Here is a 21,731-nt window from a genome sequence, read left to right as displayed (position 1 = left end):
GGGCGCGGCGATGCGCTTCCCGCATTTCTTCATCGAGCGGCCGATCTTCGCGGCGGTCGTCTCGATCCTCATCGTCATCATCGGCGCGATCGCCTATCCGACGCTGCCGGTCGGCCAATATCCCGAGATCGCGCCGCCGACGGTGACGGTGAACGCCAGCTATCCGGGCGCCACCGCCGAGACGATGGCCGAGACGGTCGCCGTGCCGCTGGAACAGCAGATCAACGGCGTGGAGAACATGATCTACATGTCCTCCTCGTCGATCGGCGACGGATCGCTGACGATCACGATCAGCTTCGCGCTGGGCACGGACATCAACGAGGCGCAGGTTCTGGTGCAGAACCGCGTGTCGGAAGCCGAGCCCCGCCTGCCCGACGAAACGCGATCGATCGGCGTGACGGTGCGCAAGGCGTCGCCCGACATCCTGATGGGCGTGGCCTTCTATTCGCCCGACAAGTCGCTGAGTCAGCAATATATTTCCAACTATATTACGCTTCAGGTCAATGACCGGATCAAGCGCATCCAGGGCGTGGGCGACACGCGCCTCGTCGGCGGCCGTGATTTCTCCATGCGAATCTGGATCGACCCCGATCTCGCCGCGACGCGCGACCTGACGGTGGACGAGGTGGTGGCCGCGATCCGGGCGCAGAATGCGCAGGTCGCCGCCGGCTCGATCGGATCGCCGCCCTTCGGCATCAAGGGCAATGCCTTCCAGCTCGGCGTGCAGACGCTGGGCCGGCTGACCTCGCCCGAGCAGTTCGGCGACATCATCCTCAAGCGCCGTGCCGATGGCGGGCTCACGCGGTTGCGCGACATCGCCCGCATCGAGCTGGGCGCGCAGGACTACACCACCAACGGCATCTTCAATGGCCAGGACGCGACCGTCCTGATCGTGACGCAGCTCCCCGGCTCCAACGCGCTGGCGACCGCGGACAAGGTGAAGGCGGCGCTGGCGGAAGCGTCCACGAGCTTCCCGCCGGGCATGGCCTATAATATCGGCTACCACCCGACCGACTATATCTCGGCCTCGATCAACGAGGTGGAGCACACGCTCTACATCGCGTTGGTTCTCGTGGCGCTGGTGGTGCTGCTGTTCCTCCAGAGCTGGCGGGCGGCGATCGTGCCGCTGATCGCGATTCCGATCTCGCTGGTGGGCAGCTTCGCCTTCATGGCGGGCTTCGGCTTCTCGCTGAACAACCTGTCGCTGTTCGGGCTCGTGCTTGCGATCGGCATCGTCGTCGACGACGCCATCGTGGTGATCGAGAATATCGAACGCCTGATGGAGGAGGAGGGGCTTTCCCCCCGCGAGGCGGCGCACAAGACGATGGACGAGGTGTCCGGCGCGCTGATCGCGATCTGCCTCGTGCTGTGCGGCGTGTTCATCCCTACCGCCTTCATCCCCGGCATCTCGGGCCAGTTCTACAAGCAGTTCGCGCTGACCATCGTGTCGGCGACGGCAATCTCGGCCTTCGTGTCGCTCACCTTGTCGCCCTCGCTGGCGGCGCTGCTGCTCAAGCATCGTCTCGACGAGGATCGGCAGGTGCGCGAGGGCTGGCGCGGCTGGCCGGCGCGCTTCGCCAACGGCTTCAACCATGGCTTCGAGCGCTTGTCCGACCGCTATGGCAAGCTGACCGGGCGGCTGGTGCGCAAGCTGGCGTTGGTCGGCATCGTCTATGTCGGGCTGATCCTGTTCGCGGTGTGGCGCTTCAACGCGACGCCGACCGGCTTCATCCCCGCGCAGGATCAGGGCTATCTCATCAGCGCGGTGCAGATGCCGCCGGGCACCTCGCTCGAGCGGACCACACAGGTCATGCGTCGGGCGATCAAGATCGCGATGAGCCTGCCCGAGGCGCGCGACACCGTGGCCTTCGCGGGCTTCGACGGCGCGACCTTCACCAACGCGCCCAACACCGGCGTGATCTTCGTGCTGATGAAGGAGCAGAAGGACCGCAAGCTCACCGCCGACGAGTTCGCGGTGAAGCTGCGCAAGGCCTATGGCCAGATCACCGCCGGCAACATCCTCGTCATCCCGCCGCCGCCCGTGCGCGGCATCGGCACCGGCGGCGGCTGGAAGATGGAGATCGAGGATCGCACCGGCGAGGGCTATGCCGCGCTCCAGAAGGCCGCGTTCGGCATGATGATGGCGGCCAACAAGGCCGAGGGCATCCAGGCGACCTTCACCACCTTCAACATCCGCACGCCGCGCCTCTACGCCGATATCGACCGCGAGAAGGCCGAGCAGATCGGCGTGCCGGTGCAGAACATCTTCTCCACGCTCGGCACCTATCTGGGCTCGACCTATATCAACGACTTCAACTATCTCGGCCGCACCTGGCGCGTGACGGCGCAGGCGGACGCGCCCTATCGCCAGCAGACTTCCGACGTCGAGCAGTTGCGCACCCGCGCCAGCGGCGGCGGCATGGTGCCGCTGGGCGCGGTGCTGACGATGAAGAATGATTCCGGCCCCTATCGCGTGGTTCGCTACAATCTCTATCCGGCGGCCGAGCTTCAGGGCGATACGGCGCGCGGCTATTCGTCGGGCCAGTCGCTGAAGACGATGGCCGGGCTGGCGGCGAAGCTCCTGCCCAAGGGCATGACCTACGAATGGACCGATCTCGCCTTCCAGCAGGAGCAGGCGGGCAATACCGGCATCTTCGTGTTCGGCCTGGCCGTGCTGTTCGTCTTCCTGCTGCTGGCGGCGCAATATGAGAGCGTGGTCCTGCCGCTGGCGGTGATCCTGATCGTGCCGATGTGCCTGCTGGCCGCGATCCTCGGCGTCGAGCTGATGGGGATGGACAACAACGTTCTCACCCAGATCGGCCTTGTCGTGCTGGTCGGCCTGGCGGCGAAGAACGCGATCCTGATCGTCGAGTTCGCGCGGCAGGGCGAGGATGACGGCCTGTCCCACAGGGACGCGGCGGAGCGGGCGGCGCATCAGCGCCTGCGGCCGATCCTGATGACCTCGATCGCCTTCATTCTCGGCGTGCTGCCGCTGGTGATCTCCAACGGTCCGGGTTCGGAGATGCGCAAGGCGCTGGGCGTGGCGGTGTTCTTCGGGATGATCGGCGTGACGCTGTTCGGCCTGCTCTTCACGCCGAGCTTCTATGTCATCAGCAAGATGCTGGGCGAGCGTGTGTCGGACTGGGCGAAGGGCCTGCGCTCGGGCCGCCGGAGCGGCGGGGCGGCGGCGGAAGGAGGCCTGTCATGAGCCGGATGACGGCGCTGCGCGCGGCCGGCGCGCTGATCCCGGCGATGGCGCTGGCGGGGTGCGCGGTCGGGCCGAACTATCATCGGCCGCAGGTGGCGGCGGATGCGACCCAGCCCTTCATGGAATCGCATTCCGGCCCGATGCTGTCGGGCGGTCCGCTGCCGGCCAAATGGTGGGAGATGTTTCAGGATCCGGTGCTCGACCGGCTGATCCAGGATGCCTTCACCTACAACACCGACATCCGGCAGGCGGCGGGCAATCTCCGCAAGGCGCGCGGCTATCTGTCCGAGGCGCGGGCCGGCCGGCTGCCCAGCACCGATCTTTCGGCGGGCTATCAGCGCGAGCGGATCGGCGCGGACACGGTGCAGAGCCGTACCGGGGCCGGAGCGGATGCGGCCGGCGGGCCGAGCCATTATGATTTCAACTTCTATCAGGCCGGTTTCGACGCGAGCTACGAGGTCGACATTTTCGGCCGCGTGACGCGCTCGATCCAGGCGGCGCATCGCGACGCCGAGGCCGCTGCCGCCGAGCTCGACGGCGCGCGCATCTCGATCGCCGCGCAGGTGGCGCAGAGCTATGCCGACGCCTGCGGCTTCGCGGCGCAGGCTGACGTGGCGCGCGAGACGGCCAAGCTCGAAGGCAATACCCGCGACCTGACGCAGCGCCTGCTCGACGCCGGCCGTGGCACGCGGCGCGACGTCGATCAGGCGACGGTGCTGGTCGAGCAGGCCAATGCGCAGGTGCCGCAACTCGAAGCCGAACGCCGCGCGCAGCTTTACGCGCTCGCGGCGCTGACCGGGCGCCCGCCCGCCGAACTCGATGCCGATGCCGCCCAATGCCGCACCGTGCCCAAGGTGGCGACGGTGATCCCGGTGGGCGACGGCGCGACGCTGCTCGCCCGCCGCCCGGACGTCCGCGCGGCGGAGCGCACGCTCGCCGCCGACACGGCGCGGATCGGCATCGCGACGGCGGCGCTCTTCCCGTCGGTGACGCTCGCCGGCTCGGCCACGCTTGGCGCACCGCATATCGGCGATGTCGGCAAGTCGGCGTCCTTCGGCTATTCGCTCGGGCCGCTGATCTCGTGGACCTTCCCCAACATCGCGGTCGCGCGCGCCCGCATCCGGCAGGCGAAGGGGCAGACCGACGCCTCGCTCGCCGCCTTCCAGGGGACGATCCTGACCGCGCTCAAGGAGACCGAGCAGGCGCTGGCGCGCTATTCGGCGGCGCTGGAGCGCAACGACGCGCTGGCGCGCGCGTCCGCTGCGGCGGACGATGCGGCCAAGCTCTCGCGCATCCGCTTCGACACCGGCCGCGACAATTTTCTCGACCTGCTGGTGGCGGAGCAGAATCGCGCCGAGGCGCGGCAGGCGCTGGCCCAGTCGGAGACCAATGTCGCCGATTCGCAGGTGTCGCTGTTCAAGGCGCTGGGCGGCGGCTGGGAAGGGGCTCCGCCGGTCGCGGCACCGCCCGGCACTCCGCCGCGACAGGCTCTCACCTCACCGCAGGATATTTCGCAGCGCAGCAACTAGCATTCACTGACATGTAATATAATTACGAAACCTCTTTCCACGCTCCTCGCCTGACGCTAGGGAGCGGACAGGCCATCGCGGCGTTCATGCTGAACATGCGAGGGGGCCTGAGGAGGATGAGGATGGCCGACGAGGCGGGCCGCAATCTGCGGTCGCTGACGCTCCATGTGCCCGAGCCGAAGTTCCGGCCGGGCGATGCCGTGTCGTTCGACGACATGGTGTTTCCCGAGGCCGGCAGCGTCGCGCGCCCCTCGGTCGATGCCGATCCGGCCACCATGCGCGATCTGCCCTTCACGCTGATCCGCGTGCTGGACAAGGACGGCAAGGCCGTCGGCCCGTGGAACCCGCGCCTGCCGGTCGAGCGGGTCAAGCGCATCCTGCGCGGCATGATGCTGACGCGCGCCTATGACGACCGCATGTTCCGCGCGCAGCGTCAGGGCAAGACCAGCTTCTACATGAAATGTACGGGCGAAGAGGCCGTCGCGATCGGCGCCGTCGAGGCGCTGCATCGCGATGACATGTGCTTCCCGTCCTATCGCCAGCAGGGCCTGCTGATCGGGCGCGACTGGCCGCTAGTCGACATGATGTGCCAGGTCTATTCCAATGCCGGCGACCGGCTGAAGGGCCGCCAGTTGCCGATCATGTATTCGGCCAAGGAAGCGGGCTTCTTCTCGATCTCGGGCAACCTCGCCACGCAATATCCGCAGGCGGTGGGCTGGGCGATGGCGAGCGCCGCCAAGGGCGACACGCGCATCGCCGTGAGCTGGGTGGGCGAGGGCTCGACCGCCGAGGGCGACTTCCACGCCGCCTGCACTTTCGCGAGCGTATACCGCGCGCCGGTGATCCTGAACGTCGTCAACAACCAGTGGGCGATCTCGTCCTTCGCGGGCTTCGCGGGCGGCGAGTCGACCACGTTCGCAGCCAGGGGCCTCGGCTATGGCATCGCGGCGCTGCGCATCGACGGCAATGATCCGCTGGCGGTCTTCGCGGCGACCGAGTGGGCCGCCGAGCGCGCGCGCACCAATGCCGGCCCGACGCTGATCGAGCATTTCACCTATCGCGTCGAGGCGCATTCCACGTCGGACGATCCTTCGGCCTATCGCTCGGCGGAAGAGGCGAAGAACTTCCCGCTCGGCGACCCCATCGAGCGGTTGAAGCAGCATCTCATCGGCCTCGGCGAATGGGACGAGGCGAGCCATGACGCGCTCCAGGCCGAGCTGACCGACATGGTCCGCGATGCCGGCCGCGAGGCGGAGAAGCTGGGCGTGCTTTCGGGCACCGGCTTCGTCCACAGCTTCGAGACGATGTTCGAGGACGTGTTCGCCGAGATGCCCGCGCACATCAAGGAACAGAGCGAGCAGATGGCCGAAGAGCGGAGGGCCGCCGGCGTATGACGACCATGAACATGATCCAGGCGATCAACTCCGCCATGGACGTCGCGATGGAGCGCGACTCCGGCGTGATGGTGATGGGCGAGGATGTCGGCTATTTCGGCGGCGTCTTCCGCGCCACCGCCGGCCTCCAGAAGAAATATGGCAAGACGCGCGTGTTCGACGCGCCGATCAACGAATGCGGCATCATCGGCGTCGCGGTGGGCATGGCGGCCTATGGCCTGCGCCCGGTGCCGGAGATCCAGTTCGCCGATTATATCTATCCAGGCATGGACCAGCTCATCTCCGAGGCGGCGCGCCTGCGCTATCGCTCGGCGGGCGAGTTCACCTGCCCGATCACGGTGCGCTCGCCGTTTGGCGGCGGCATCTTCGGCGGCCAGACCCACTCGCAGTCGCCCGAGGGCATCTTCACCCATGTCGCGGGCCTGAAGACGGTGATCCCGTCCAATCCCTATGACGCCAAGGGCCTGCTGATCGCGGCGATCGAAGACCCGGACCCGGTGATCTTCTTCGAGCCCAAACGCATCTATAACGGCCCGTTCGACGGCCATTATGACCGTCCGGTGCAGCCCTGGTCCAAGCACGCATCCTCGGAGGTGCCGGAGGGGCACTACACCGTGCCGCTCGGCAAGGCCGCCGTGGTGCGCGAGGGGGAGGCGGTGACGATCCTCTCCTATGGCACGATGGTCCATGTCGCGCTGGGCGTGGTGGCGGAGAACGGCATCGATGCCGAGGTGATCGACCTGCGCACGCTGCTGCCGCTCGATATCGAGACGATCGCCGCCTCGGTCGAGAAGACCGGCCGCTGCGTGATCGTTCATGAGGCGACGCGCACCTCCGGCTTCGGCGCGGAGCTGTCGGCGCAGGTGCAGGAGCGCTGCTTCCATGTCCTCGAAGCGCCGATCGAGCGCGTCACGGGGTGGGACACGCCTTATCCCCACTCGCTGGAGTGGGCCTATTTTCCGGGGCCGGTGCGGCTCGGTGAAGCGCTCAAGCGCGTGATGAAGGATTGATCGGCATGGCACGCGTCCCTTTCCGTTTGCCCGATATCGGCGAAGGCATTGCCGAGGCCGAGATCGTCACCTGGCATGTCAAGATCGGCGACATGGTCGAGGAGGACCAGCCGGTCGCCGACATGATGACCGACAAGGCGACGGTCGAGATGGCCGCGCCCGTCTCGGGCAAGGTGGTCGAGCTGGCCGGCGCGGTCGGCGACCAGATCGCCATCGGCTCGACGCTGATCGTGTTCGAGACCGAGGGCGGCGAGGCGGCTGCTCCGGTTGTGGTGGAGGCGCCCAAGGCGGAAGCCGCTCCCCTCCCTGAAAGGGAGGGGCCGGGGGAGGGTTCCCCGAAGGAAACCGCTGCGCCCGCCCCGAGCGAACCCACCCCCAACCCCTCCCTTTCGGGGAGGGGAGTCACGGCGCGCAAGGTGCTGGCCTCTCCGGCCGTCCGCCAGCGCGCCAGGGAACTGGGCGTCGATCTCGCCGACGTGCATCCGTCGGCGGGCGATCGGGTGAAGCACTCCGATCTCGATGCTTACCTCAAATATCAGGGCGGTGGTTCGTCGCCGAAGGCCGCGCCGCGCTACGCCCCGGTCGCGGCCGGCCATGACGATGTCGAGGAGATCAAGGTCACCGGCCTGCGCCGCCGCATCGCGGAGAATATGGCCGAGGCCAAGCGCCGCATCCCGCACTTCGCCTATGTCGAGGAAGTCGACGTCACCGCCGTCGAGGCGCTGCGTCAGGCGATGAACGGCACGCGGGGCGAGCGCCCGAAGCTCACCATGCTGCCCTTCCTCATCCGCGCGATGGCGAAGGCGGCGGCGGACTTCCCGATGGTCAACGCGCGCTTCGACGACGAGGCGGGCGTGGTCAGCCGCCACTCGGCGATGCATCTCGGCATGGCGACGCAGACCGACGCGGGCCTCTCCGTGCCGGTGATCCGCGACGCGCAGGCCTATGACGTGTGGGGCCTGGCCTCCGAGATCGTCCGCCTCGCTGACGCCACCCGCCGCGGCAAGGCGAAGCGCGAGGAGCTGTCGGGCTCGACCATCACGCTCACCTCGCTGGGCGCGCTGGGCGGCATCGTCTCGACGCCGGTCATCAATCGCCCGGAGGTCGCCATCGTCGGCGTCAACCGCATGGTGGAGCGTGCCGTGGTGATCGAGGGCCGCATCGAGGTCCGCAAGATGATGAACCTGTCCTCCTCCTTCGACCATCGCGTGGTCGACGGCATGGACGCGGCCAAGTTCATCCAGGCGGTGCGCAGGCTGCTGGAAGTGCCGGCGCTGCTGTTCGCCGACTGACCCTGTCTTCCCGCCATCCCGGATGCCGGTCCGGGATGGCGGACGGGGCCTTACGAGCCCATGCGCGGGTGGAACAGGCGCCCGCCTTCGGTGGCGAACACGATCCCGAGCCCGACGACCCCCGCCACCGCGAAGCCCGCCGTCATCGGCAGGCTGGTTCCGTCGAAGCTCTGGCCGATTCCGAAGCCCAGCAGCGCGCCGCCCACGGTGGTGACGAAGCCCTGTACCGAGGCCGCCGTCCCCGCCACCTCGGCCAGCGGCTCCATCGCCATCGCGCCGAAATTGGCCATCGACAGGCCGAAGCAGAACATCGCCGTCGCCTGGAACAGGGCGAAGCTCAGCAGCGTCTCATGGCCCGTCCAGGCGATCAGGAAATGCCCCAGCTCGATCGCCACGAAGCCGAGCAGCGCGCTGTGCGACACGCGGCGCGTGCCCAGCTTCTCGACGATGCGCGAGTTGATGAGCGAGGCGAGCGCCATCATCCCCGCGATCGCGGCGAACACCAGCGGCATCAGCCTGGGCGCGTGGAAGGCGTCTGCGAAGATCTGCTGCACCGAATTGATGAAACCGTAGAGCGCGCCCGAAATCACCGTCTGGGCGAGCATATAGCCGACCGCCTGCCGCGCGGTGAGCGAGCGGCGGATGGCCGAGAAAATCGATGCGACGTCGACCGGCCGGCGATATTCGGGATGCAGCGTCTCGGGCAGGCGGGTGGTGAGCCAGGTCAGCACGAACAGCCCATAGGCCGCCAGCACCCAGAACAGCCCCCGCCACGGCAGGAACAGCAGGAAGAATTGCCCGATCGACGGCGCCATCACCGGGATGGCCAGGAACACCATGAAGGCGAGGCTCATCACGCGGGCCATCTGCCGCCCGCCATAGCAGTCGCGCACCACCGAGATGGTGACGACGCGGGTGGCGGCCACCGACATGCCCTGAAGCAGGCGGAAAGCCAGCAGCACGCCGAAGCTCGGCGCCAGCGCCACGCCGATGCTGAAGAGGACATAGGCGCCCGTGCCGAACAGGAGCAGCGGGCGGCGCCCGAATCGATCCGACAGCGGGCCATAGATAAGCTGCGCCGAGCCGAGGCCGAGCAGGAAGGCGGTGACGATGAGCTGCCGCTCATTCTCCTGCACGATGCCGAGCGAAGTGCCGATCGCGGGCAGCGCCGGCAGCATCGTGTCGATCGCCAGCGCCACCATCGCCATCATCGAGGCGACGATCCCCACAAATTCCCGGAAACCTATCCCCGCATGAGGCCCCGGCTTCGCGACGGCGGGGTTCATCTGCTCGGCGTGGCTGGTTCCATCCATGCCGCACCTCTACGCCCTTGGTGCAGTGAGGAAAAGCCTCATGCTGCAAGTGCGAAGAGATGCGGCGGGACGGTTCAGCGGCAGTGCTTTTCCGCGAAGGCCGCGGCGGCGCCGAGCAGGCCGGGCTGCTCGTGCGTGATGAGCTTCACCGGGATGCGGGCCATGCGGGCTTCGAAGCGGCCCTTGGCCATATAGCGGCCGGCAAAGCCCGAGATCGGCAGATGATCCGCCACGCGCGCGCCGACGCCGCCGGCGATCACGGTGCCGCTCCACGCGCCATGGGCAAGGGCGAGGTCGCCCGCTACCGCCCCCAATGTCAGGCAGAAGCGGTCGAGCGCCGCCGCCGCGAGGATGTCCTCGCCGCTCAGCGCCAGCTTCCACAGCTCCTTGTCGTCGCCGACGGGGACGATGCGGCCCTCGATCGCGGCCAGCGCCTCATAGATGTTGGAGAGGCCGGGGCCGGAGACGAGGCGCTCGATCGAGACGCGGCGATAACGCTGGCGCAGCCGCTCGAGAATCTGGTCCTCCAGCTTGTCGAGCGGGGCGAAGTCGATATGGCCGCCCTCGGTCTCCACGACCGTGATCCGGCCGTTCTGGCGATGGAGCTGCGCCACGCCGAGCCCGGTGCCGGGGCCGACGACGCTGATCGTGCCCTCCTTGCCGAGCGGCTCGTCCGGGCCGCACAGATGGCGCAGATCCTTGTCCTGCACCCGGCTCACCGCATAGGCGACCGCGCCGAAATCGTTGATGAGGGTGTAGCGCTCCAGCCCCAGCACCGACGGGATCAGCGACGGGCGGATCACCCATGGGCTGTTGGTGAGCTTGATGACGGAGCCATCCACCGGCGCGGCGATGGCGATCGCCCCCGCATCGGGCAGGGGGCGACCGATCTTCTCGGCGAACGCCTCCCACGCGCTGCGCAGGCTGGCATAGGCGTGGGTGTGGAGCGTTACCACTTCGCCCAGATCGATCGAACCATCGTCGCGCACGGTGGCGATGGTGAAACGTGCATTGGTCCCGCCGATATCGACGGCGACGAGTTCGGTCATCCAGCCTCTCCCAGTCGGTCCGCCAGCAGCCCCTCGCCGGCTATGACCGCATGAATGGCACGGCTGTAGCATCCCCGTTCGCGAGATGACAGCGCTTGTCATCCATGCCCTCCTCGAAATAGGGTGGTGGATCGACCGAGGTGCGGCCGCTGATCGCACAGTCCAGGAGAGGTTTCCCATGCGCGCACTCATCACCGCGAGCCTGATCGCGATCGCTGCTGCTTCGTCCGTGCCCGTGCTGGCAGCGCCGGCTTTCGTGCCGTTGCCGGCGAACGCGACCGCGCACCCGGCGCTCTGGCCGGCGGCGCACAGCGTCGGCCTGGTCGACGCGAAGACCGAGGCCTTCGTGACGTCGCTGATGAAGCAGATGAGCCTGCGTGAGAAGGTCGGCCAGATGATCCAGGGCGACATCGCCTCGGTGAAGCCGAAGGAGCTGCGCGAATATCCGCTGGGCTCGGTGCTGGGCGGCGGCAACTCCCCGCCGCTTTCCGGCAATGATCGCGGTCCGGTGGGCGACTGGATCAAGACGGCGGAGGCCTTCCGTCAGGTCTCGATCGAGAAGCGCCCCGGCCATGTGCCGATCCCGACGATCTTCGGCATGGATTCGGTCCACGGCAATTCCAACGTCTTCGGCGCGACCATCTTCCCGCACAATATCGGCCTCGGCGCGATGCGCGATCCGGCGCTGATGGAGAAGATCGGGGCTGCGACGGCGCAGGAGAGCGCGGCGTCGGGCTTCGACTGGGCGTTCGGCCCGACGGTGACGGTGCCGCAGGACGATCGCTGGGGCCGCACCTATGAGGGCTATTCGGAGCGCCCGGACATCACGAAGCTCTATTCCGCCGCGATGGTGCGCGGGCTTCAGGGCGCGCCGGGCACGGGCCGCATCCAGAACGGCAAGGTCGCGGCCTCGATCAAGCATTTCCTCGCCGATGGCGGCACCCACAATGGCATCGATCAGGGTGACGCCCAGATCGACGAGAAGACGCTGATCGAGACGCACGCCCCCGGCTACATCTCCGGCATCGACGCCGGCGCGATGACCGTGATGGCGAGCTTCTCCTCGTGGAACGGCGTCAAGAATCACGGCAACAAGTCACTGCTGACCGATGTGCTGAAGGGCAGGCTCGGCTTCGAGGGCTTCGTGGTCGGCGACTGGAACGCGCATGGTCAGGTGCCGGGCTGCACCACCGCCGACTGCCCGCAGAGCTTCAACGCCGGGCTCGACATGGCGATGGTGCCGTCCGACTGGAAGGCGCTGTTCGACAACACGCTGAAGGAGGTGCAGGACGGCACCATCCCGATGGCCCGCGTCGACGATGCGGTGCGCCGCATCCTGCGCGTGAAGGTGAAGCTCGGCCTGTTCGATCCGGCGCGGCCTTATGAGCAGAAGAATATCCTCGGCTCGCCCGAGCATCGCGCGATCGCACGTCAGGCGGTCGCGGAATCGCTGGTGCTGCTCAAGAACAACAACGCGCTGCTGCCGATCCGGCCGGGCCAGAAGGTGCTCGTCACCGGCACGCACGCCGACGATATCGGGATGCAGACGGGCGGCTGGACGCTCTCGTGGCAGGGCACGGGCAACACCAATGCCGACTTCCCCGGTGCGACCTCGATCTGGGGCGGGCTCAAGTCCGCGATCGAGGCGGCGGGCGGCACCGCGACGCTGAGCCGCGACGGCAAGGTGACGGGTGCCAAGCCGGACGTTGCCGTCGTCGTGTTCGGCGAGACGCCCTATGCCGAGATGGTCGGCGACATTTCGACGCTGGAGTTCCAGCCCGGCGACAAGCAGGCGCTGGCGGAGTTGAAAGCGCTGAAGGCGCAGGGCATCCCGGTCGTCTCGGTGTTCATCTCGGGCCGCCCGCTGTGGGTGAACCCGGAGCTGAACCAGTCCGACGCGTTCGTCGCGGCCTTCCTGCCGGGCTCGGAGGGCGAGGGCGTCGCCGACGTGCTGGTGGCGAAGAAGGACGGCACGCCGAACAAGGATTTCCGGGGCAAGCTCAGCTATAGCTGGCCGAAGACCGCCGGGCAGTTCGCCAACAATGTCGGCCAGCCGGGCTACGATCCGCTCTTCGCTTATGGCTATGGCCTGACCTATGCCGATCACAAGACGATCCCGCAGCTCAGCGAAGTGGCGGGCGTGGATGCCTCGCTCGCCAACATCTCGGTCTATTATGTGCCGGGCAAGGCGGTGGCGCCGTGGAAGCTCGGCAGCGACGGCGCGGTCACGGAGAAGAATGTCGACGGCGGCGGCAAGCAGGAGGGCGCGCGCCAATATGCCTTCACCGGCGCCGGCCATGTCCGCGTCTCCGGTCCGTCGATCGACCTGACGCGCCAGACCAACGCACAGCTCAGCCTCCGCATCGACTATCGCGTCGACACCGCGCCCAAGGGCAAGGTGACGCTGAGCGTCGGCGATCAGGCGACGCCGGTGGATGCCACCAGCCTGTTCGCCGCCGCCACCCCCGGCCAGTGGACGAGCGTGAAGCTGCCGCTCGCCTGCTTCAAGGCGGCGGGCGCGGATGTCGGCCATGTCACCCAGCCCTTCGTGCTGGGCGGTGACGCGGGCTTCACCGTGTCGATCGTGGGCGTGAAGCTCGATACCGATCCGGCGGGCGCGGTCTGCCCCGGCGCACCGGCGGCAAAGTAAGCCGTTCGACTGCCCCGTTCGCGCCGATACGCGAACGGGGCGAGGGGCTCAGACGGTGGCGTTGGCGTCCTGCTGCTCGGCGGCGTCGATCAGCACCAGCACGTCGCGGATGATGTAATCCATCGCGGCCTGCGCCGCCTCGGGATCGCGCGCCTCGATCGCGTCCTTCACGGCGCGATGGGCGGGCAGGCTCGCGGTGCGGCCCTTGAAGCGGTTGGTGAACAGGATCGACGTGCGCAGCGCCGTCACCACCACGTCGCGGAACTGGGCGTAGAAGGGGTTGCCCGACGCCTGAAGGATCGAGACGTGGAAGGCGATGTCCGCGTCCAGCGCGTCATCGCGCCCTTCCTCGGCGGCGACCATGCGGCGATAGCCCGCCTCGATCAGCGCGAGCCCTTCCGGCGTGCCGGCACGGGCGGCGAGCGCGGCGGCGCCCGGTTCGATGGTGACGCGCAACTCGCTGAACTGGCGCAGCAGCACCAGCGAGAATTTCCGCTCCAGCAGCCAGCGCAGAACGTCCGGGTCGAACAGATTCCACGCGGATTCGGGCCGCACCACCGTGCCCTGGCGCGGACGGGCGGAGAGCAGCCCCTTGGCGGTGAGCATCTTCACCGCCTCGCGCGTCACCGAGCGGCTGACGCTGTAATGCTTGGCCAGATCCGCCTCGGTGGGGAAGGGCGTATCGGTGAACGCGCCGGTGACGATCGCCCGGCCCAGCTCGTCGAGCAGGCCATAGGTGAGGTTGCGCCCGGAGAGCGCGCGATTGGTGGGCAGACCCTGTTCCGTCATGGCCCTGTCGTCGCGCATCTGCGGCGACAGGGCAAGATTTGTCAGATCAGGAATGCGTCGATTGCTGGTCGATCGCCTGCCGGCCGATCGCGGGATCGTCGGTGAAGAAGCCGTCGATGCCGGCGGCGAGATAGGCGCGAATCTCCGCCACCGATCCCGCGACATTGCGGGCGGCCGGGCCGTTGGCGTCCTGGAAATCCCTGGCGAGGAAATAGTTTTCCGGCCGGAAGGTCCAGGGCTGGACGAGCAGACCGGCCTTGTGCGCGTCCGCCGTCACCGGCGAAGGCTTGGCGAGACGGCCGTCTGGCCCAAGCGGGATGATGGTCCGCGTGTCGGGCGCGAGGATGTCGGCATAGCGCGCGATCCCGGCGAGGCCCTCGGGCTTCATCAGATCGTTGTAGCTGGTCTTGCCGCCGGCCTTGGCGATGTCGGCGGGGGGCACGTCCTCGCCGGCGGTGAGCTGCATGAGCTGGATGTTCGTGGGGCGGCCGAGCTTCTGGCGGAGATATTTCAGGTTCGCCGTCTCGAACGACTGGATCACCACCGGCGCGGTGCGCGTGTAGTGATGGGCGGCGAGGCTGGCGAGGAAGCGGTCCTCCATCGGCAGGCCGATCGAGGCGAAATAGGTGCTATGCTTGATCTCGGGCACCAGCCCGATGGTGCGGCCGCGCGCGAGCGATTCGGCGGCGGCGAAGTCGATCATCTCGGCCCAGGTCACCAGATCGAACCAGCCGTCCATCGCGGCGTTCTGCGGGCGGAGCTGGCCGAGCCGCTCCTTGGCGCGCAGCCTCTTCAGCTCGGCGAGCGTGAAGTCCTCGGTGAACCAGCCGACCTGCTTCTGCCCGTCGATCACCTTCTCGGTCTTGCGATCCGCGAACTCGGGGTGGCTGGCGATGTCGGTCGTCTCGGCGATGTTGTTCTCGTGCCGGACGATCAGCACGCCGTCCTTGGTGGGGACGAGATCGGGCTCGATGAAGTCCGCCCCGTCGGCGATCGCCTTGGCGTAAGAGGCGAGCGTATGTTCGGGCCGAAGCGCGGAGGCGCCCCGATGGCCGTAGATCGGGATCTTCTTCGCTTCCGCCGCCGCCGCGCGCCCCGCGACGGTGGTGGAGGCGAGGAGGGCGGCGCCGGAAGCCGTCAGCGCTTCGCGTCGTGTCATGCGGATCATCTCCCGGCGCCTTCCTATCAGAACTTGAAGCCGATGGTGCCGAACACTTCGCGCGGCGCCACGGGGAAATAATTGTAGGTGCCGGACGCCGCGCCGATCGACAGCGTGGAAGCCGCCTTCTTGTCGGTGAGGTTGGTCACGTTCAGGCTGAGGTTGAGCTCGTGGATGACGCTGTTGGCGCCCAGCGGCACCTTCGCGCCGAGGCGGGCCGACATGGTGAAATAGCCCGGAACGTGCAGATCGTTGGTGTAGGTGGCGTAGCGCTTGCCCATATAGTCGCCGACGAGCTGCACATCGAAGATGCCGTAATTGGCGGACGCGATGAACTTGTTCAGCCAATCCGGCGAACCCGGCACCTTCTTGCCCTTGGTGAGCACGGTGGTCTGGCTGGCGCCCGAGCCGGTGACGTAGTTATCGTCGAACGCCGAGTTGTTGTACGACAGCGCGTCGTAGAACGAGAAGTGCGGGCCGAAGTGCAGCGTGCCGGCGATGTCGACGCCGTCGGTGGTCACCCCGCCGACATTGTTGATGATCGTGGCGCCGCTGACGATCGCGGTGATCGTCTGGGTCGGGCTGACGGCCAGCAGGCGGTTCTGGAAGTTGACGTGATAATAGCTGAGCTGGCCCTCGAAGCCGGTGATCGGGCCGAGATGCAGCTCATGCTGGGTGCGCGCGCCGAACTCGTAGGTCCAGCTCGTCTCCGGCTTGGTGTTGGCCTTGAAGGCGTCGAACAGCGTCTGGCTGCCCAGCGCGAAGGGCGAGAGGCCGGCCGCGGCGCTCGTCTGGAACTGGCGCATATTCTTCTGGATGTTGAAGAAGAGCTGGTCGTGGCCGGTCACGTCCCAGGTGCCGCCGACCTGCGGCAGGAAGCCGCGGTTGGTCTTGATGCTGCCGTTGGGAAGCTCACGCGAGCCGGAGAAGGAGCCGGGGATCGGCTGCACGGTCACGCGCTGGTTGGCATCCTGGAACTCGCCCTTGAAGCCCGCCTGGAGCGTGATGTTCGGGCGGATGTGCCAGGCGTCCTGCACATGGTACTGATATTCGTTGACCCGCACTTCGCTGCCATATTGCGTGATGAGCGGGTTCGCGAGGTTGAGCGGGCGCTGATAGGGCGTCGTCGGGTTGTCGATATCGAACGCGTACCAGCGGCGATAGGCGGACGTGCTCTGGCGTTCGTACCAGCCGCCGATCTCGATCTCATGATTGCCGAGCGAGGCGCGCAGCGTGGAGATCACGCCGCCGCGATCGATGCGATATTCGGTGGTGCGGGTCGCCATGCCGGAATTGCCGAAGTTCTTCGACAGCCCGGCGAGGTTGGCCGGATCGGTCGCCGGAGCGCCGGGGTTCGGCAGCGGGAAGTAGAAGGAGAAGAGCTGCGGCAGGCCGGCCGCGCCGATCGGGCCGGCGACCACGCCCACGCCGTCGTCATGGTGGAAATAGCCCTGGTTGCTCCAGTGGATCCTGTCGCTGACGTTCCAGTCATATTTGGCGTAGGTCAGATAGTCGGTGCGCTGGGCGTCGCTGTAATAGTTGCGGTAGTTGTCGCCCGCGGCCTGATAGGCGGCCGATCCCTTGAAGCCGTTGGCGGCCGATGGATAATAGGCCTCGGCGGCGGCGAGGTCGCCGTAGAAGAAGGGGCGCGTGTAGGGGGCCTTGGCGACGGTTTCGCCCTTGGCCGGGTTGATGACGGTGGCGTCCTCGTTCGGTTCGGTCTTGTCCGAATAGGCGAAATAATAGGTCAGCTTGCCGGTCGAGTCGTCATGGACGAACTTGACGTCGGCCTGATAGCCGCCCTGCTTGCCGTTGAAGTCCCACGCCTTCGCGTCCTGGCGGACGGCCGAGAAATAGAGCTTGTTGCCGTTGCCGAACGTGCCGGTGTCGATCCGGCCATAGGTGCGGAACGTGTCGTAGCTGCCGAAGGTCTGCTGGATCGTGGTGGTCTGCTCGTCGCGCGGATCGCTGGAGAAGGTGTCGATCGTGCCGCCGAGATTGCTGGTCGACGCGGTACCGAGATCGCCCGCGCCCGACGCCAGCGTCACGCGGCCCACATCTTCCGAGATGATCGCGCGCTGCGGCGAGAGGCCGTTGAAATTGCCGTAGGTCTGGTCGCCGAGCGGCACGCCGTCGAGCGTGTAGCCGAGCTGCTGCGCGTTGAAGCCGTGGACGAAGAGCGAGATGTTCTGCTCGTTATTGCCCCACGGATCGGCCGTCAGGAAGGTGACGCCCGGCAGCGTCTGGATTGCCTTCAGCGGGCTGATGCCGGGCAGGATCTTCTGGATTTCGGGGCCTTCCATCGCGACCACCGAGTGCGTGCGGCGCGAGGTGACGATGATCGAATTGCTGTTGTCCGTGTCGCCGTCGTCGGTGGAGGCGGCCGCCGCGGCAGATCCGTCGCCCGCACGGGCGGCCTGGATCGGCAGGCCGAAAGCGAAGCTCGCCGACAGGGCGAGGAGGGCGGTGTGACGGAACGAACGCATGGAAACCCCTTTTGCTGCGATGCAGTGCAGGGGGCGGGTAGGCCGGCTGTCTGACAGCCCCATGACGTTTGCGTATCGATTTTATGGCTATCCGAAGTTTAATCCCGCCATGCGGGCCGAGCGGCACCGAGGGCCGGAGCGATTGACATCGTTGCGAACCATTATCACTAGCGGTTCCGGCGACAGGGCATGGTCTTTCCCGACCGGCCGCGATGGAAAAGGAATGGCGGGCGATGATGATCGAGATACCGGGCCTACTCGCCGCCGCTGATGTGGCGCGGCTGCGCTCGGTGATCGACGCGGGCGAATGGGCGGACGGCAACGCCACCTCCGGCCCGCAGTCCGCGCTCGCCAAGCGTAACGAACAACTCGCCGAGGACAGTCCCGCCGCCCGCGAAGGGGGCGCGATGGTGATGGATGCGCTCGGCCGCGCCCCGTTGTTCATCGCCGCCGCGCTGCCCGCCAAGGTCTTCCCGCCGCTCTTCAACCGCTATGCCGGCGGGCAGGGCTTCGGCCTGCATATCGACAACGCCATCCGCATGAAGCGCGGCACCGATTTTCGTATCCGCAGCGACTTGTCGGCGACGCTCTTCCTCTCCGATCCCGAGAGCTATGACGGCGGGGAACTGGTGATCGAAGGCGCGTTCGGCGCGCAGGCGGTGAAGCTGCCGGCCGGGCACATGATCCTCTATCCCGCCTCCAGCCTCCACCGGGTCGAGCCGGTGACGCGCGGGGTGCGGGTGGCGAGCTTCTTCTGGCTCCAGTCGATGGTGCGCGACGGCGAGGCGCGGCGGCACCTGTTCGAGCTGGACGAGGCGATCCAGACGCTCGCCGCCGATCGCGGGCAGGGTGATCCGGCGATCATCCAGCTCACCGGGGTCTATCACAATCTGCTGCGCCGCTGGGCCGACGCCTGAACCCGGCGCCGGCCCGTCGGCGAGGCGTCAGCCGGCCTTGCGCGGGCCGACCATGCCGAAGATCGCGCCCTGCGCGTCGAAGGCCTGGATGATCCACATGTCGCCGGGCACCGGCATCGGCCCGTTGAGCAGCTTGCCGCCGGCGTCGGTGAGGCGCTGGTGCGCGGCGTCGATATCGTCGACCACGAAATAATAGAGCCAGAAGGGGCGCGGCGCCTGCGGGTTGTTCATCACCCCCCCGATCGACTGCCCGCCGAGCGCGAAGATCTGGTAACGGCCCTGCGGCCCCATGTCGTAGCTTTCGGCCTGCGTCCAGCCGAACAGCCCGGTGTAGAAAGCGAAACCCGCCTCCCAGTCGGTGGAGTGCAGTTCATGCCAGGCGGGGCGGCCGGGCGTGTTCGGGGCGATCTCGGCGGGCGGCGGGCCGTCGCCGCGGAACAGCATGAACACCGCGCCCTGAGGATCGGCGACGACCGCGAAGCGGCCGACGGTCGGGATGTCGGCGGGCTCGCGATAGATGGCGCCGCCAAAATCCTTCACGCGGCCCGTCATGGCGTCGACATCGTCGACATGGACATAGCCGAGCCATGCGGGCTGCGGATCGGGCATGTCGGGCGGATAGCCCATCATCCCCGCCACCGGCCGGTCGCCCACCTTGGCGAGCGTGTAGCGGATATCGGGCATACCGGAATCGGCCGTCGTCCAGCCGATGACCCCCGAATAGAAATCCTCGGCTGCCGCCGGATCGGCGGTGACCAGCTCATACCAGACGAACGCGCCATGGCCTGTCGTCATGATCCTCTCCTCGGTCGTCGATGGCTGTGGGGCTTGAAGGATCAGGCCGGCTCCGCATGGCAGCAGGCGGCCTTCCGTGCGTCCTCATATTCGTCGTGGCGGCGGACGAAATCCATCGTCCCTTCCTCGTTGCGGCCCCTGGGCGCGCGGTCGAGGATCATCAGCGTGCCGATCAGCGGTTCCGGCCCGCGCGCATAGCTCGAATAGGTGTGGAAGATGCGGCCGGATGTGTCCTGATAGAAGGCGCTCAAGCCCGGCAACTCGTCGAAGCCGTCCTGCGCGGGGATTTGGGTGAAGTTGTAATCGATCGTCTCGGCCGAGAGCTGATCCTCGGTGAAGGAGGCGTGGAAGTCGTAATTGAAGTCGCTGCCCGCCGACGACACCCACGGGAAATGCCAGCCCATGCGGCGCTTGTACGCCTCGATCCTGTCGAGCGGCGCGCGGCTGACGGCCACGAGTGTCACGTCATGATGGTTGAGATGCGGCAGCGTGCCGTCGAGATGATCGGCGAGGAAGGAGCAGCCGGGGCAGCCAGCCTCCCAGTCCGGCCCGAGCATGAAATGATAGACGATGAGCTGGCTGCGCCCGTCGAACAGCCCGGCGAGCGATTTGCCGCCGGCCGGCGTCTCGAAGCGATAGGCCTTGTCCACCTCAACCCACGGCAACGCCAGCCGCTCGGCATTCACCGCATCACGCAGATGCGTCTCCTCCTTCTCGCGCTGGAGCAGCGCGCGGCGGGCCTCGATCCATGCGGAACGCGATACGACGGGATGCTGGTCGGCAAGGTTCGGCATCTGCCCTCTCCCAAGAGACTCGGAACCATCTTGACGTGAAATGTTGGTATCAACATAATTGGGCCGTGTCAAAGATGCCCGTCCCGTTCGAGACAACGCTGGAGGTGCGCGATAGCTGCCTGTGCCTCCATGCCCAGCGGGCCGCGCGCGCGCTGGCGCGCCGGTTCGACGAGGTTTTGCGGCCGGTGGGGCTGACCAACGGGCAATTCTCGCTGCTGATGTCGCTGAACCGGCCGGAGCCTCCGCCGATGAAGCCGGTGGCGGACCTGCTGGCGATGGACCGCACGACGCTCACCGCCGCGTTGAAGCCGCTCGAACGGCGCGGTCTGGTGTCGATCGAAGTGGGGCAGGAGGACCGGCGCAGCCGCCGCCTGAGGCTCACCGATCGGGGCAGGGAAGTGCTGGCCTCGGCCGTGCCGATCTGGCGCGAGACGCACCGCGCGATCGAGGCGGGGTTGCCCGGCCTCGACGCGGATGGCCTGCGCGCGGCGCTGGTGGCGCTCTCCTGACGCCTAGAGGCGGTGGCGGGCGACCTCGGGGAGGAGGACGCGCTCGATCGCCCTGGCGACGCCGTCCTCATCGTTGGTGGCGCTGATCCAGTCCGCCTCGGCCTTCACCGTGGCCGGCGCCTGACCCATGGCGATGGCCATGCCCGCCTGCCGCAGCATCGGGATGTCGTTGGGCATGTCGCCGATCGCCGCCGTCTCTTCCAGCGGGATGTCGAGCGCGGCGGAGAGCGCGGCGATGCCGTGGCCCTTATTGGCCTCCGGGTGGGTGATGTCGCAATAATAGGTCTGCGAGCAGGAGACCTCGGCGCTGCCGCCCAGCGCCGCCTTGCAGTCCGCCTCCAGCTTCGCGACCAGCGGTTCGTCGTCGCTGACGCCGACGAGCTTGTCGATGCGCCCATGGAGGGATTCGAAATCGTCGCGGACGACGGGGGCGACCATCGACGAGCGCTCCTCGCGCGCGAGGTGGGGATTGTCGCCGTCCGAGATGTACCATTGCCCGTCCGCGAAGGCCCAGAGCGAGGCGCCGCTCGCCCGGATCAGCGCAACCGCCGTGCGACTGGCGTCGGCATCGATATGGCGCGCGACGAGAATCTCGCCGTCGGGCGACACCAGCGTGCCGCCGTTGAACGCCGCCAGCGTGCTCGTCAGCCCCAGCGCCCTGGCGAGGGGAAGGATGCCCGAGGGCGGCCGTGCGCTGATGAGCGTCATCGTCACCTGCGCATGGGCGAGGCGATGGGCGGCCTCGATCGTCGCATCGGACAGGCTCTTGTCGCGGCGGACCAGCGTGCCGTCGACATCGGACACGAAGAGACGGATCGGGTGCTTCATCGGTGTCCT

At 67.5% G+C, this 21,731-nt stretch carries 16 protein-coding genes; 8 read left to right on the top strand and 8 right to left on the bottom strand.

The window, feature by feature from the left end; translation table 11 throughout:
- Nucleotides 1-10 precede the first annotated feature (10 nt).
- The 5 genes from FHS98_RS11720 (at nt 11) to FHS98_RS11700 (ending at nt 8,433) form a co-directional block, all read left to right on the top strand.
- A complete protein-coding gene (locus tag FHS98_RS11720) occupies nt 11-3,208 on the top strand; it encodes an efflux RND transporter permease subunit (RefSeq protein WP_167104812.1) in 3,198 nt (1,065 codons plus the stop codon).
- Nucleotides 3,205-4,737: an efflux transporter outer membrane subunit gene (locus tag FHS98_RS11715; protein WP_167104809.1), complete on the top strand. Its 1,533-nt coding sequence runs from the start codon at nt 3,205-3,207 to the stop codon at nt 4,735-4,737. The genes FHS98_RS11720 and FHS98_RS11715 overlap by 4 nt, the downstream gene beginning before the upstream one ends.
- Before the next feature lie 122 nt (nt 4,738-4,859).
- A complete protein-coding gene (locus tag FHS98_RS11710; RefSeq protein ID WP_167104806.1) occupies nt 4,860-6,131 on the top strand; it encodes a thiamine pyrophosphate-dependent enzyme in 1,272 nt (423 codons plus the stop codon).
- A gap of 5 nt (nt 6,132-6,136) precedes the next feature.
- Entirely contained in the window at nt 6,137-7,141 is a 1,005-nt protein-coding gene (locus FHS98_RS11705; protein ID WP_167104803.1) for an alpha-ketoacid dehydrogenase subunit beta, read from the top strand.
- Nucleotides 7,142-7,146: 5 nt separating this feature from the next.
- Nucleotides 7,147-8,433 carry a dihydrolipoamide acetyltransferase family protein gene (locus tag FHS98_RS11700; protein ID WP_167104800.1) on the top strand — a complete coding sequence of 429 codons (1,287 nt, stop codon included), beginning with the start codon at nt 7,147-7,149 and terminating at the stop codon, nt 8,431-8,433.
- A 50-nt stretch (nt 8,434-8,483) separates the two neighbouring features.
- On the opposite strand, the gene FHS98_RS11695 is transcribed toward FHS98_RS11700, so the two are convergent.
- Together FHS98_RS11695 and glk are read right to left on the bottom strand one after the other, a co-directional pair.
- Complete coding sequence (locus tag FHS98_RS11695; protein ID WP_167104798.1) at nt 8,484-9,746, bottom strand: multidrug effflux MFS transporter; 1,263 nt, start codon at nt 9,744-9,746, stop codon at nt 8,484-8,486.
- Nucleotides 9,747-9,820: 74 nt separating this feature from the next.
- A complete protein-coding gene (glk, locus tag FHS98_RS11690) occupies nt 9,821-10,795 on the bottom strand; it encodes a glucokinase (RefSeq protein ID WP_167104795.1) in 975 nt (324 codons plus the stop codon).
- A gap of 178 nt (nt 10,796-10,973) precedes the next feature.
- On the opposite strand from glk, the gene FHS98_RS11685 reads away from it, so the two are divergent.
- The gene (locus tag FHS98_RS11685; protein WP_167104792.1) at nt 10,974-13,445 is read left to right on the top strand and encodes a glycoside hydrolase family 3 protein; all 2,472 of its coding nucleotides are present in this window, start codon (nt 10,974-10,976) and stop codon (nt 13,443-13,445) included.
- A 48-nt stretch (nt 13,446-13,493) separates the two neighbouring features.
- Here FHS98_RS11685 and FHS98_RS11680 read toward each other — a convergent pair whose 3' ends face one another.
- From FHS98_RS11680 to FHS98_RS11670, 3 genes are read right to left on the bottom strand one after another with little or no spacing between them, the layout of a single operon-like run.
- Nucleotides 13,494-14,234, bottom strand: coding sequence for a FadR/GntR family transcriptional regulator (locus FHS98_RS11680; protein WP_167104790.1), 741 nt, complete (start codon nt 14,232-14,234; stop codon nt 13,494-13,496).
- Between the two features lie 46 nt (nt 14,235-14,280).
- Nucleotides 14,281-15,402, bottom strand: coding sequence for a glycerophosphodiester phosphodiesterase (locus FHS98_RS11675; RefSeq protein WP_167104787.1), 1,122 nt, complete (start codon nt 15,400-15,402; stop codon nt 14,281-14,283).
- A 17-nt stretch (nt 15,403-15,419) separates the two neighbouring features.
- On the bottom strand, nt 15,420-17,879 hold the full coding sequence (locus FHS98_RS11670) for a TonB-dependent receptor (RefSeq protein ID WP_167104784.1): 2,460 nt from the start codon (nt 17,877-17,879) through the stop codon (nt 15,420-15,422).
- Nucleotides 17,880-18,112: 233 nt separating this feature from the next.
- Between FHS98_RS11670 and FHS98_RS11665 the strand changes: the two genes are divergently transcribed.
- Nucleotides 18,113-18,796 carry a Fe2+-dependent dioxygenase gene (locus FHS98_RS11665; RefSeq protein ID WP_167105419.1) on the top strand — a complete coding sequence of 228 codons (684 nt, stop codon included), beginning with the start codon at nt 18,113-18,115 and terminating at the stop codon, nt 18,794-18,796.
- A 27-nt stretch (nt 18,797-18,823) separates the two neighbouring features.
- Here FHS98_RS11665 and FHS98_RS11660 read toward each other — a convergent pair whose 3' ends face one another.
- A complete protein-coding gene (locus FHS98_RS11660; RefSeq protein WP_167104781.1) occupies nt 18,824-19,591 on the bottom strand; it encodes a VOC family protein in 768 nt (255 codons plus the stop codon).
- A gap of 41 nt (nt 19,592-19,632) precedes the next feature.
- On the bottom strand, nt 19,633-20,385 hold the full coding sequence (locus tag FHS98_RS11655) for a DUF899 domain-containing protein (RefSeq protein ID WP_167104778.1): 753 nt from the start codon (nt 20,383-20,385) through the stop codon (nt 19,633-19,635).
- 74 nt (nt 20,386-20,459) lie between these two features.
- On the opposite strand from FHS98_RS11655, the gene FHS98_RS11650 reads away from it, so the two are divergent.
- Nucleotides 20,460-20,894, top strand: a complete 435-nt coding sequence (locus FHS98_RS11650) for a MarR family winged helix-turn-helix transcriptional regulator (RefSeq protein ID WP_167105416.1) — start codon at nt 20,460-20,462, stop codon at nt 20,892-20,894.
- Nucleotides 20,895-20,897: 3 nt separating this feature from the next.
- Here the strand turns inward: FHS98_RS11650 and FHS98_RS11645 are convergent, their stop codons facing one another.
- Complete coding sequence (locus FHS98_RS11645; RefSeq protein ID WP_167104775.1) at nt 20,898-21,722, bottom strand: HAD family hydrolase; 825 nt, start codon at nt 21,720-21,722, stop codon at nt 20,898-20,900.
- Nucleotides 21,723-21,731 lie beyond the last annotated feature (9 nt).

Source organism: Sphingomonas oligoaromativorans (assembly GCF_011762195.1).
GTDB lineage: Bacteria > Pseudomonadota > Alphaproteobacteria > Sphingomonadales > Sphingomonadaceae > Solisphingomonas > Solisphingomonas oligoaromativorans.
This window is presented reverse-complemented; position numbering and strand designations above follow the sequence as displayed.

Excerpts from the sequence above, each read along its gene's own strand:
- FHS98_RS11715 (WP_167104809.1), top strand. The coding sequence starts at position 3,205 with ATGAGCCGGATGACGGCGCTGCGCGCGGCCGGCGCGCTGATCCCGGCG.
- FHS98_RS11650 (WP_167105416.1), top strand. The coding sequence starts at position 20,460 with ATGCCCGTCCCGTTCGAGACAACGCTGGAGGTGCGCGATAGCTGCCTG.
- FHS98_RS11675 (WP_167104787.1), bottom strand. The coding sequence starts at position 15,402 with ATGATCCGCATGACACGACGCGAAGCGCTGACGGCTTCCGGCGCCGCC.
- FHS98_RS11720 (WP_167104812.1), top strand. The coding sequence starts at position 11 with ATGCGCTTCCCGCATTTCTTCATCGAGCGGCCGATCTTCGCGGCGGTC.
- FHS98_RS11710 (WP_167104806.1), top strand. The coding sequence starts at position 4,860 with ATGGCCGACGAGGCGGGCCGCAATCTGCGGTCGCTGACGCTCCATGTG.
- FHS98_RS11680 (WP_167104790.1), bottom strand. The coding sequence starts at position 14,234 with ATGACGGAACAGGGTCTGCCCACCAATCGCGCGCTCTCCGGGCGCAAC.
- FHS98_RS11655 (WP_167104778.1), bottom strand. The coding sequence starts at position 20,385 with ATGCCGAACCTTGCCGACCAGCATCCCGTCGTATCGCGTTCCGCATGG.
- FHS98_RS11660 (WP_167104781.1), bottom strand. The coding sequence starts at position 19,591 with ATGACGACAGGCCATGGCGCGTTCGTCTGGTATGAGCTGGTCACCGCC.
- FHS98_RS11645 (WP_167104775.1), bottom strand. The coding sequence starts at position 21,722 with ATGAAGCACCCGATCCGTCTCTTCGTGTCCGATGTCGACGGCACGCTG.
- FHS98_RS11685 (WP_167104792.1), top strand. The coding sequence starts at position 10,974 with ATGCGCGCACTCATCACCGCGAGCCTGATCGCGATCGCTGCTGCTTCG.
- FHS98_RS11670 (WP_167104784.1), bottom strand. The coding sequence starts at position 17,879 with ATGCGTTCGTTCCGTCACACCGCCCTCCTCGCCCTGTCGGCGAGCTTC.
- FHS98_RS11695 (WP_167104798.1), bottom strand. The coding sequence starts at position 9,746 with ATGGATGGAACCAGCCACGCCGAGCAGATGAACCCCGCCGTCGCGAAG.
- FHS98_RS11705 (WP_167104803.1), top strand. The coding sequence starts at position 6,137 with ATGAACATGATCCAGGCGATCAACTCCGCCATGGACGTCGCGATGGAG.
- FHS98_RS11665 (WP_167105419.1), top strand. The coding sequence starts at position 18,113 with ATGATGATCGAGATACCGGGCCTACTCGCCGCCGCTGATGTGGCGCGG.
- glk (WP_167104795.1), bottom strand. The coding sequence starts at position 10,795 with ATGACCGAACTCGTCGCCGTCGATATCGGCGGGACCAATGCACGTTTC.
- FHS98_RS11700 (WP_167104800.1), top strand. The coding sequence starts at position 7,147 with ATGGCACGCGTCCCTTTCCGTTTGCCCGATATCGGCGAAGGCATTGCC.